This is a genomic window from Acinetobacter sp. GN11 (genome assembly GCF_054823985.1).
The window spans coordinates 1-11,583 of the sequence record NZ_JRVL01000014.1; the positions used below are offsets into that span (position 1 = coordinate 1).

At 40.0% G+C, this 11,583-nt stretch carries 9 protein-coding genes; 8 read left to right on the plus strand and 1 reads right to left on the minus strand.

Features of this window, described 5'->3' with window-relative positions; translation table 11 throughout:
• Positions 1-526 precede the first annotated feature (526 nt).
• The 8 genes from NL42_RS01820 to NL42_RS01855 are packed head-to-tail and all read left to right on the plus strand — an operon-like array spanning position 527 to position 10,238.
• Positions 527-1,585, plus strand: coding sequence for an ABC transporter substrate-binding protein (locus NL42_RS01820; RefSeq protein WP_461311547.1), 1,059 nt, complete (start codon positions 527-529; stop codon positions 1,583-1,585).
• A 13-nt stretch (positions 1,586-1,598) separates the two neighbouring features.
• Complete coding sequence (locus NL42_RS01825) at positions 1,599-2,309, plus strand: class II aldolase/adducin family protein (RefSeq protein ID WP_461311548.1); 711 nt, start codon at positions 1,599-1,601, stop codon at positions 2,307-2,309.
• A 33-nt stretch (positions 2,310-2,342) separates the two neighbouring features.
• Positions 2,343-3,536, plus strand: coding sequence for an LLM class flavin-dependent oxidoreductase (locus NL42_RS01830; RefSeq protein ID WP_461311549.1), 1,194 nt, complete (start codon positions 2,343-2,345; stop codon positions 3,534-3,536).
• Between the two features lie 10 nt (positions 3,537-3,546).
• On the plus strand, positions 3,547-5,121 hold the full coding sequence (locus tag NL42_RS01835) for an ABC transporter substrate-binding protein (RefSeq protein ID WP_461311550.1): 1,575 nt from the start codon (positions 3,547-3,549) through the stop codon (positions 5,119-5,121).
• A 5-nt stretch (positions 5,122-5,126) separates the two neighbouring features.
• Complete coding sequence (locus tag NL42_RS01840) at positions 5,127-6,278, plus strand: ABC transporter permease (protein WP_461311551.1); 1,152 nt, start codon at positions 5,127-5,129, stop codon at positions 6,276-6,278.
• Positions 6,275-7,123: an ABC transporter permease gene (locus NL42_RS01845; protein WP_461311552.1), complete on the plus strand. Its 849-nt coding sequence runs from the start codon at positions 6,275-6,277 to the stop codon at positions 7,121-7,123. The genes NL42_RS01840 and NL42_RS01845 overlap by 4 nt, the downstream gene beginning before the upstream one ends.
• 2 nt (positions 7,124-7,125) lie before the next feature.
• Positions 7,126-8,943, plus strand: coding sequence for an ABC transporter ATP-binding protein (locus tag NL42_RS01850; protein WP_461311553.1), 1,818 nt, complete (start codon positions 7,126-7,128; stop codon positions 8,941-8,943).
• 26 nt (positions 8,944-8,969) lie between these two features.
• Positions 8,970-10,238 carry an acyl-CoA dehydrogenase family protein gene (locus NL42_RS01855; protein ID WP_461311554.1) on the plus strand — a complete coding sequence of 423 codons (1,269 nt, stop codon included), beginning with the start codon at positions 8,970-8,972 and terminating at the stop codon, positions 10,236-10,238.
• Positions 10,239-10,546: 308 nt separating this feature from the next.
• Here the strand turns inward: NL42_RS01855 and NL42_RS01860 are convergent.
• Positions 10,547-11,583, minus strand: a 1,037-nt coding sequence (locus NL42_RS01860) for an ABC transporter substrate-binding protein (RefSeq protein ID WP_461311555.1), incomplete at its 5' end; no start/stop codon positions are given.

Below are 11,583 nucleotides of genomic sequence, written 5' to 3' on the forward strand. Positions count from 1 at the left end.
TTTAAATATGTACGATTTTTTAAGGCTGAACAATATTAATTAGAGATATGAGTTAGAGAAAAGCGTAGCAGTGTTTAAACGCGACATCTTTAAAAATTATTTAAAAGAAGTGCGCTATTTGAGATAAAAGCATAATGAATATTCATCTAGCTTTAGAGTTAAAGAAGTTTGGTCGTAGGTTTGTTTGCAGACAGACAACATTTAGTTAAGTTCTATAAGTACTATCCAAATAAAAAATACTCACTTTAACAACGTCGTCATCAAGCTTATTTCGGCCATCTACTAAAGCTTCAAGCTGCATTCCAGCGAGTACTAAGATAGCTGATCGTATATTTTTGCATTTTGGAAGTTATGTTTGCCTGAAATAATTGTTGATAAAACAACACTAGCATTGAAAAATGATGAAATATAAACATTTACAATCCTGTTATTTTTGCGTAAGTTATTAAAAATAAATAATAAATTAAATTGGCATAAAAGCTGCTCAATGTAAGTGATGAAAGTGGAATTACCCTAAGGAATCCGTATGTCACTTGTAGTAGATAAAAAAGAAAATTCTAAAGAATTTGTAAAAAACATCCTGTCTGAAATTTGGGTCACTCGATGTCCAGTACCTACAGCAACAGGTATTTCATTAAAACGCGGTACTTTAGTTAAAAAGTTTGAAAAGCACGGCATTGATGTTGCAGTCTTGCAAGATGCGCGTAAAGGTTTATCGGTTCATCATTTTGATCATCAATTACCAGCCTTGTTCCGAGAAGGTGGAAATGTACCTGCCTTAGCTGCGCGCTCAGAAGGCGCGCCAAGCCGACTCATTGGATTAACTTGGATTGATGAGTGGCAAGTGATTATTGTTCGACCTGATTCAGACATTAGCCAGCCAGAGCATTTAAAAAATGCGAAAGTTGCTTTACCAGAATACGCTGACAAACGTGCTGGTAGTATTTTTAGAGCCATGTCATTGCAAGGTATTCGTGGTGCCTTACAACTTGCCAATCTGACTTTCAGAGATGTGAATTTTATTGAAGTACCTGAGCGTGCTGGATCTAAAGAGAATCGTGATGCAAGTACGTATTGGTCAGGCCTAGACGCATTAATTACAGGCGAAGTTGATGCTGTGTATGTAAAAGGCGCATCTGCTGTTGAAGCTGCAACTAAACGCGGCCTTAAAGTTGGAATTGACTTAGATAAATTTGAAGATGTGACTTCTCGTGTTAATAACGGCACACCTCGTCCAATTACAGTCCATGAAGATCTATTAGAAGATCATTTTGATGTCGTAGTCGATTTTCTTGAAGAATTGTTTGATACAGCCGATTGGGCACAAGATCACTTAGATGAGGTCTTGGTCATTCTAGAAGATGAAACGATTGCCGGGGCAGAGAGTGTTGCGACAGCCTATCGAAATAATTTTCATAAGTCTTTACATCCATCATTAAGTGAAGAGCGTTTAGAGCTTTTAAAACAACAAAAAGATTTTCTTTGGTTGCATGGCTTCTTAGAGCGCGACGTCGATATTAAAACATGGGTTGATCATCGTCCTTTACTCGAAGTTTTAAAACGCCGTCAAAATAAAAAATTTTAAAGAGGATTTGACCATGTCAACACTTATTCAAACGCCATTGTCTCGCGAACTCAATGACTTTATCGAATTGAACCGTGAAAAAGCTGAATTTGCTTTTGAAGTATTCCGTGAAACAAGAACAATTACTGCAAACGGAACAGTTAATTTTGTTGAACGTGGGCCTGAAAATACCTTAGTTACTTTTAACTATACAGGGCCGTGGTCTAAAGATAAAAAAAGCAAAGTATTGGTAGAGACCATTGATGGTGAAGTTTTACTGGGAAGAAAAAGTGCAGGTGGGCGCTATAACAAGCTTTTTAAAGAGCATGCAGATGTCACCACAATATCTCATGTACACGCGCCGAATTTAGGCGCTTGGGCTCAAACCCATCGCACTTTACCGATTCGTTATGTGCCTGTGCAGCGTTTCCATTTATTTAAAGAGTTACCGATTTACATTGACCGCCGTCAGGCAGAAGTCGATTTCATTTTAGATCAACTCAAAATTGATATTGAGTATCGGGCCATCTTGGAAGCCAATGGCGGAGCGACTGTATGGGGACGCCAAGGACTACAGGAAACTGCTGAATTTATTTTATTGCTTGAAGAAGGTGCTCAAATTCAGCTGCTCGCTGAATTAGTCGGTGGCAGCAGAGAATACGGGCAAGGGGTTTTACATCAGCAATGGAAAATGAGCGGATTGACTGAAAAAGCAAAATCTCTGGGCTTGCTCCCTCTCAATTAGATAAAGATTTAAAAAATAAAGATCGAGAATACTATGGCTGTAAAACTTTTATGGTATCTCACTTCTCCAGATGGACCATACCCATGGTTGGAATCTGGGCGATGGGATACCGATTATGAACACTTGCAACAGATTGCGATTACCGCAGATCGACTTGGTTTTTACGGTTCACTCATGGGTACAAGTGAGTATGAAACACTTGCTGTTGCTGCAAGTTTAATTCCATTTACTGAACGTTTAAAGTTTCTGGTTGCCCAACATCCCGGAGAAGTCCAGCCAGCAGTTTTGGCAAAATATGCGCAGACTTTTGATGCATTTTCTAAAGGGCGTTTGTTATTTAATGTCGTTAATGGAAATGATAAGGGTTTGGCAGCTTTAGGTATTCACTATACTCATGATGAACGTTATGACTTTAGTAAAGAATACTGGAATGCATTTCAGCAAAACTACTTAGGTGATACCTCTGGATTTGAGGGCGAGTTTATTCAAATTGCTCCACGCTTAGAGGGCGGATCTCCAATGTCCAAATGGCGTGGCCCAACTCAAAAACAAGGTGTTCCTTTATGGGGAGCAGGAACTTCTGCCAAAGGTGTACAGCATTCTGTTGAATTGTTAGATGTGTATTTAAGCTTTGCGAATACACCGCCATTACTTGGAGAAAAGTTTAGCAAAGTTGCGGCTGAGGCAGCAAAAATTGGCCGAACTTTAGAATTTGGTACTCGATTACAAATTATTGTTCGGGAAACAGAAGAAGAGGCTTGGCAATATGCTCAGTCGTTACTTGACAAGATTGATGTAAATTATGCAATCGAAGCTGTTAAACGACAGCTTCCTCCAAATGAAAGTTTTGAGAGTTATCAAAGCAACAACCCATCTATTCAAAAAAACTTAGAACAATTACGTCAAGGCGTTTTGCCTCAAGCTAAAGATTTTGAAATTTATCCTAATGTTTGGACTGGCCCATCTTTATTTGGTTTCGATATTTTAAACCCAGCCGCAGGAACTGCCTTAGTGGGTAGTGCTGAAAATATTGCCAAACGGATTAAAGAATACGAAAGCTATGGTGTATCAGCCTTTATCTTGTCTGGTTTCCCTTTGATTGGAGAAGCCTATCGGGTAGCAGACTTATTGTTTCCATTATTAGAGCTTGATCATGGTTTTGAGTTACCTAAGCTAAATAGAAATTCATCCATTGATTCCCTCTTGAATCAAGAAGTCGTGGTTTAAGGGAGAAGGTATGAATAAAATTACACGTAGAGAACTCATTAAACAGACTGGCTTAGGTGTTGGTGCTTTTGCTGCAATTAACCTTATAGGATGTTCTAAGCCCGATTCTTCATCTTCTGAAAGTGCCACAGCCGCTTCACCCCAAAATGATACGCCGAAAAAAGGTGGTGTTATCAAAATTGGAGTGATCAATGGTAACCAAGCAGGCAATTTAGATGCACATAAACCTATTGGTATGTCTAGTGCGTTTAGAGGCTGGCCTTTATATGCAAAGTTATGGGAATGGGGTAGAGATATTCAGCCAAAACTTGCCCTTGCTGAATTTGCTGAACCCAATAATGACGGAACGAAATGGACCATTCGCCTAAAAAAAGGACTCGAATTTCACCACGGTAAAACTATTACAGCCGATGATGTTATCTTCTCTTTACGGCGATTAACCGACCCCAAACTTGCTTCACCATTTGCAGCTTATCTTTATTCTTTGCAAAGAGATGCAATTAAAAAGCGCGATGAATACACCGTTGAAATTCCTTTTTCTCAAGGAAAGGGATTGGTTGCTTTACCAGAAGCATGGATGAGCTGGGGTGGTATTGTTCCTACAGATTATGACCCAGTTAAAAATGTAGTTGGTGCTGGTCCCTTTAAGCTGGAAAGTTTTACACCTGGTCAGCGTTCACGTTTCGTACGTTTTGAAAATTACTGGAAAGAAAATCAACCTTATGCCGATGCAATTGAAATTATTGATTTTAAGGATCAGACAGGGCGTCTTGCTGCTTTGCAATCAGGCCAAATTGATATTGCCTCTGGGGTAAGTGCTGAACATATTGCTTTAATTCAATCTAATAAACGGCTAAATCTCGTTTCATCAGAAACCGATGCTTGGCAATCATTTGATATGAACACGTCTAAAGCGCCGTTCAATGATCCTCGGGTAAGACAAGCTTTTAGATTGATTGCTAATAGAGACGATTTGGTAAAACGGGCTTTAGCTGGGCAAGGACGAGTTGCAAATGATCTTTATTCCTTTAGTGATCCTGTATATGACCACAGTATTGCTCAGCGCAAGCAAGATTTGAATAAAGCAAAAGCACTACTCAAAGAAGCTGGTTTTAATAATAGTTTGACTGTCGATTTATATACAGGCCCAGATAGCAATGCCGCATTAGTTTTTGCTCAACATGCTGCTCAGGCAGGTGTCATTGTTAATGTTAAACAGGTTGAAGCTGCTACCTTTGCGGATGCTGTAAAACAAGATTGGGCATTTAGCACAGGCTCGAATGTTTCGCGTCCTTTCTTATTAACAGTCTTGCAAATTGATGGGCCGGGTGCGGCAAATAATAAAACTCGTTTTAAGAATGAGCGTTTTACGGAACTAGTACATGCAGCATTGCAACAACCCGATTTGGAAAAACGAAAAGTTCTTGTTCATGAAGCACAGCATATTCAGCATGAGCAAGGTGGTTTACTCATTTGGGGCTTTAATAATGTCCTTGATGCACATTCGAACCAAATTGGTGGTGTAACCCCTGATCGCACAGGCTTTGCTGCGTGGCGTACAGATGAATTCTGGCGTAGAGGGTAACCGATATGACAATTCAATCCAGCAAAATAGAAGCATCCATTCAACAACCAGCAATTGCCAAGTCATTTGAATTTCCTGCATGGTTACCTTGGTTTTTGACACGTTTGGTGTCAGGGGTATTGGTTGTTTTTGTTATTAGTCTCATTGTGTTTATTGCCACACAAGCACTTCCATCGGACCCGGCTCGTGTCATTTTAGGACCAGAAGCACCTGAAGCAACGGTACAAATACTTCGTGAACAATTGGGATTAAATGATCCGATATTACTTCAATACTGGCATTGGTTGAGTCAATTGTTACAAGGTAATTTTGGACGCTCGATTGATTCCAATGTGCCTGTTTTAGAAATTATTCAGAATTATTTTGGTAATACAGTTGCACTCACGAGCCTCGTGATTGTTGTTACTGTACCGATTTCAGTCGTGTTAGGTGTGTGGCTCTCGCTTCATCGCGATAGCAAACTCGATCGTATTATTGTCTCTAGCTCTATTGTGTTTAAAGCGGTGCCGGGGTTCGTTATTGCGATTTGGTTAATGATGTTTTTTTCAACATCGGTTTTACACATATTGCCAGCCGCATCGTTGCTGATTCCTAATGAGTCGCCTTATAGCCAACTAGAGTTTTTAATTTTACCAATTTTAACTTTAGCTTTATCACTCATTCCATATCTGATGCGTTTAGTGCGTGGTTCTATGATTGATGCGCTAGAGTCTGAATATGTGACCTCTGCACGACTGCGAGGTATTCCTGAGCGCCGGATTATTTGGAAGCATGTTTTACCGAATGCTTTGGTTCCTGTGGTGCAGGGTACAGCATTGACCATACGAGTTTTGCTGAGTGGTGCTCTCATTATTGAGGTGGTTTTCAGTTATCCCGGTATTGGTAATGCACTTAATGCAGCAATTGAAATGAGGGATATCCCGACCATTCAAGCAATCGTTTTATTGCTCACCATTTGTGTAGTAGTTGTTAATTTAATTGCAGATTTAATCACGACTTTACTCACACCAAAAATACGAACTGCGAAAAGACATAAAGCACGTTCTCCAGGTCGACGTCAGGCATTACGTTTATGGAAGTCTGGCCGACCAATTACGGTAAAACCTGTCGATCGTCGCAATGGTTTAAAGAATATTCAGCAAGGAGGTGGGAAATGAGCTCACTTCATTGGTACCAAAGAAACTTTTTTCAAACATTAATTCGTGAAAGACAAGTACGTTTTGGATTTGTAGTCACAGCTCTAGTTTTGATTTTCGCACTGGTTGGACCTTTATTTGTTGCATTTGAGCCCACTGCTTTGGTCGGTATGACTTATGGACCACCCGAGGGAAAATCATTTTTAGGTTATGACTATATTGGTCATGATGTTTGGTCACGTGTACTTGCTGGTGGTGCTTCAATTATCTGGATGACGCTGGCTGCCAGTTTGGTCGCATTAGTTATTGGTTCTAGTTTAGGCATATTAGCTGCTTTTGCCAGAAATAAGATTGATCAGTTCGTGACTTGGATAACCGATGTTTTCATGGCCTTTCCCGATCTTATTTTGGTCTTACTTATTGTTTCGATGTTAGGTCGACAGCCTTGGCTCATTGTTTTAACGGTTTCAATTGCTTTTATTCCTGGAGTCGTGCGTCTTGCACGAAGCGTTGCACTTAATTTAGTGGAACAGGAATATATCGAAGCTGCCCGAATTCTTGGTTATTCAAAAACCTATATTTTATTTCGTGAAATTTTACCCAATATGTTGACGCCATTACTCATCCATTTGGGTGTGATGCTGACATGGGCAGTGGGTATGTTATCTGGTTTGGCTTTTCTTGGTTATGGTGTGGCACCTCCAGCAGCAGATTGGGGACTCATGATTAATGAAAATCGCGCTGGTTTATTAGTTCAACCATGGGCCGTGTTTGCTCCTGTCATTTTAATTGCTTTGTTTGCACTCGGAACGAATGTATTGGCAGAGGGAGTTGGACGTGCAGCAGCCCGGATTGAGGAAAAATAAACATGGCAAATACATTTAAAAATACAGTATTGACCGTAACAGACTTAACCGTGGCATTGGTAAACACGGGCAATCATATCGTTTCTAATATTTCATTTAGCTTGCGAGAAGGTGAAGTTCTAGGGCTGGTCGGAGAGAGTGGTTCGGGTAAAACGACATTATCAAGTGCCTTATTGGGCTATGCACGACATGGCGCCAAGATTATTCAAGGAACTATTGAACTGGATGATGAAGATATTCTCAGTTTAGATGATCATGCTTTACGTCAGGTTCGTGGCTATAAAATTAGTCATGTCGCTCAAGATCCTGGAACGGCACTCAACCCGGCATTAAGTATTGGTCAACATTTATTTGAACTATTAGAAGTCCATCAGGCCCAGTTATCAAGCGCTGAAAAATACCAGAAAGTTGCCAAAATTTTAGATGAAGTGGGGTTACCTCATGATGAGCTATTTCTCAAGCGTTATCCTCATCAACTTTCAGGTGGACAACAACAACGAATTTTATTGGCTTTGGCGTTTTTGCTACAGCCACGTTTGATTGTTTTAGATGAGCCAACCACCGCCTTAGATGTGACGACGCAGACCTTGGTATTGAACATCATTCGTAAATTATGCCGTGAATATAATGTTGCTGCTATTTATGTATCGCATGATTTAACGGTTGTAAAAGATATTGCAGATCGGGTGATTGTTTTATATTCAGGGCGAATTGCTGAAGATGCGGTATTAACCCAACTATTTGAAACCCCTAAACATCCTTATACGCAAGGTTTACTTAATGCCATTCCCGATGTGGCCATTCGTAAATATTTATCTCCAATTGAAGGACATGCACCTTCACCAAATGAGCGTCCAGCGGGATGTGCTTTTGCAGTACGTTGTACTTTCGCCACAGATATATGCCGTCAAAAACAACCTGAATTAACTCAATTAAAAGATGAGTTTGACCCGCATTTTGTTGCTTGTCACCATTCGGATCATGTTGGCGTGATTAATTTTAAAGAGCTTGATCATCAGGTTATTGAACGAGAAACTGATCGAGAAGCACTACTAAAAGTTGAACATATTAATGCATGGTATGGGCAGCAACAGGCTCTTTTTGATATCTCATTTCAATTCAAAAAAGGTGAATGTTTAGCATTGGTTGGTGAATCTGGCTCAGGTAAGACGACTTTATCACGTGTGATTGCTGGCCTGAATGAAAATGCAGATGGACAAATTACATTAGCAGATGAAGTCTTGTCATTGCGTGGACAACAGCGTCATTTACGGCAGCGACATAAACTGCAATATATCTTTCAAAACCCTTATAAAGCCTTGAATCCAGCGCATACGATTGGTCAGACCTTAATTAAAGTTGTGCAGCATTTCTTTGGAGCATCTCGACCAGAAGCCATAGAAAAAGTCACACAGGTACTTAAACAAGTCTCTCTGCCTATACAAGTTCAAGAACTCTATCCTAGAGATTTATCGGGTGGAGAACGACAACGTGTGGCGATCGCGCGAGCTTTGCTATGCCAACCTGATGTTTTGATTTGTGATGAGATTACCTCTGCTTTAGATGTTTCAGTTCAGGCTTCTATTTTAAAACTACTACAAGACCTTCAGCAGCAAGGTGTGACCTTACTATTTGTGACCCATAACCTAGGGGTTGTTCGTGCAATCGCAGATCGAGTCGCCGTATTAAAAAATGGACATATTGTTGAATACGGTGAAACAGACCAAGTACTTAGTCATCCTCAACATATATATACCAAAACTTTGCTTACCCATGCGCCAAGCTTGTTCAAAAACAACGTACTTGAAGTTAGCGCATAAAAAGAACAGATTTTCTGGAGTTAAAAATGAACGATATTAACCAACACAGTTTTTTAGAATTAGGTAGCGTAAGACATATTCAAAGTGAGCAAGAAGCACTTGAGATTGCAAAAGAGGTGGCAAATCAACTGAATCAATTTGCTCGAGACCCAAGTTATAACAAGACTGTCCCTTATGATCAGGCGCGTTTAATTTCAGAAGCTGGTTTAACCGCGATTATTGTGCCTAAGCAATTTGGAGGCTTAGGTGCCAGTATTTCAACATTGGTCAATGTGGTGAAAATTATTTCTTCTGCCGATGGTGGTGTAGGGCAGTTATTACAGATTCACTTCACTATGTTCCGAGGAATTTTAACTGGCTATGACGATGAAATTCGTAATCAATTACTTGCCGATGTATTAAGTGGAAAACGTTTGGGCAATGCACTTGCAGAAGTAGGAGGCAAAGATAAGTTTCAGCATAAAACACGTGTAGAACGAAATGCTGGAGGACAATTAATTCTAAATGGTAGTAAGTTTTACTCTACGGGCTCTTTACTTGCAGAATGGATTTCTTTATTTGCTGGTAGTGATGATGGACCAGTTTCAATTTTAATTCATCGAGATACACAGGGAGTAGAGTTGCTTGATGACTGGGATGCAATGGGACAAAATAATAGTGTCAGTGGCACTGTTAATTTTAAAGATGTGATTGTTGATGAACGTTATGTTGCCAAGCGAAATACAGGCGGTTTAGGCACGGTTTTACGTACGGGCCTCACTTGGCCTCAGATTTTACACGCTGCAATGGACACCGGAATTGCGAAGGGGGCATTACAAGGCGGGATTGATTATTTACAACATCATGCTCGTCCTTGGGTGGAAAGTGGCGTCGATTCGCCTACACATGAATCTCATATTATTAAACAAATTGGTGAGTTTGCTGTTTTGGTTCGTTCAGCTGAGGCATTGTTAGATCGTTCTGCACAGATTTTTGAACAGCATTTGGCAAATGTAGAAGATGAAGACTTACAAACTGAACTGATTTTATCGGTTGCTGCCACCCGTAGTCAGTCTGATCATGCATCTTTAAAAATTTCGAGTGAAATTTTTGGATTACTTGGGGCAAGTTCAACCTTATCGAAATGGAATCTAGACCGTTTCTGGCGTAATGCACGAACCCACACCACGCATGATCCAATTCGCTGGAGGCTCTATCATGTTGGAAATTATTATTTAAATAATATTCCACCAGGAGAATACAACTCAGTGCTTCTGAAGAAACAGGCGGAAAATGTGACTAAATTTAATAAATAATCTAAATATAGGAATTAAATTTAGGGCTGGTATGTAAAGAGGTTAATACTGCCTCATAATTTAAGATTAGTCAGAAGTTTTTTTGTATAAGTGATGCCTTACTTTTCATGGATGAGGAGTCTACTCCGCAAGGGAACAAAAATCTTTCGCAGCTTTAGTCGCTACTCATTGGCTGATGGCACGTCCATGTTGCCACAGCCAAACGGACGGCATCCATGCCAACTACTACGATAGTTTATGGTTACTTGAATTTGGATGCTGAAAATAAAAAAGGTTGTCATCATGACAACCTTTTTGTTTTTGAAGTTTTAAGCCACTTGAGCTTGAATAGAAATATCTTGTGCCAGCCATTCACGAACATTAATCTGTGCAGGAATAAAATTCCAGCGATAGAGAAAGTCACTCAGGTCTTGTAAAGCAACAATAGAAGTCTCATCAAAGTTAGTTTTGAGTTTCAGATGCGCGTCTGCCCCATACGCCGCATGAACCCATTGCTCACTACTATTACATTCTTTTGCCAAATAACGATGGGTTTCATCGGCGTGTGCATGGGCCCATTGTTCTGCTTGTAAAACAGCATCAACAATCGATTGGGCTTGCTCTGGATATTGTGTTAGAAAATCTTCATCAACAGTGAGCGTTCTTGGTGTCCCATTATTGGAGCGTAGAATAGGGTCTGGATGTGAACCAATATCAATAATGGTATGCAGAGCAAAATCATGAGCAATTTGCGCAGCGTGAGCACCTTTTAGAAAAATGGCATCGACATCACCTTTAATTAATGCCACGATCTCTGCACTTGCATTAATTTTGTTGCGATTACCATAAAAACTAGAATCATTTTCTTCAGGCTGTTGCTGCTGAGCGGCTAAAATATCTGCTCGTAAACACTCAACTAATTCAAGATCGCTCACTTCCAGATTTACTGTTTTTAAGGCATTCTCTAAACCACGAATAGCCTGTGCACGCGAGAAATCAATAATTGCATCTTGATTCAGTGGAATACCAAAACGTTTGCCTTTTAAATCTGCAACAGTTTTGATGTTTGAATCGTAGCGCGTTAATAACAATTGAACTTCATCAGCCCAAGATAAGCCAATCACTTTGGTTTTTTGACCAGATGAATATGCCCAGATTGCAGGAATACTGCCGCCATGTCGAACTGAGTTGGCAAGGGTATGGTTAAAATGGGAGTTACGAATATCTTTGGAGTTTGATTCTCGAATTGATTTTATTTCAATTTGCTGCTCATTAAACTTTTCTTTGAGCCAACCTTTTTGAATTGAAATGCCTAGACCAGTTGGTACGGGGCAGCGTGTATACCAAAGTGTATTTAATGGTTGAG

Coding starts and splice junctions, on each gene's coding strand:
- NL42_RS01820 (WP_461311547.1), top strand. CDS start 527: ATGTCACTTGTAGTAGATAAAAAAGAAAATTCTAAAGAATTTGTAAAA.
- NL42_RS01825 (WP_461311548.1), top strand. CDS start 1,599: ATGTCAACACTTATTCAAACGCCATTGTCTCGCGAACTCAATGACTTT.
- NL42_RS01830 (WP_461311549.1), top strand. CDS start 2,343: ATGGCTGTAAAACTTTTATGGTATCTCACTTCTCCAGATGGACCATAC.
- NL42_RS01835 (WP_461311550.1), top strand. CDS start 3,547: ATGAATAAAATTACACGTAGAGAACTCATTAAACAGACTGGCTTAGGT.
- NL42_RS01840 (WP_461311551.1), top strand. CDS start 5,127: ATGACAATTCAATCCAGCAAAATAGAAGCATCCATTCAACAACCAGCA.
- NL42_RS01845 (WP_461311552.1), top strand. CDS start 6,275: ATGAGCTCACTTCATTGGTACCAAAGAAACTTTTTTCAAACATTAATT.
- NL42_RS01850 (WP_461311553.1), top strand. CDS start 7,126: ATGGCAAATACATTTAAAAATACAGTATTGACCGTAACAGACTTAACC.
- NL42_RS01855 (WP_461311554.1), top strand. CDS start 8,970: ATGAACGATATTAACCAACACAGTTTTTTAGAATTAGGTAGCGTAAGA.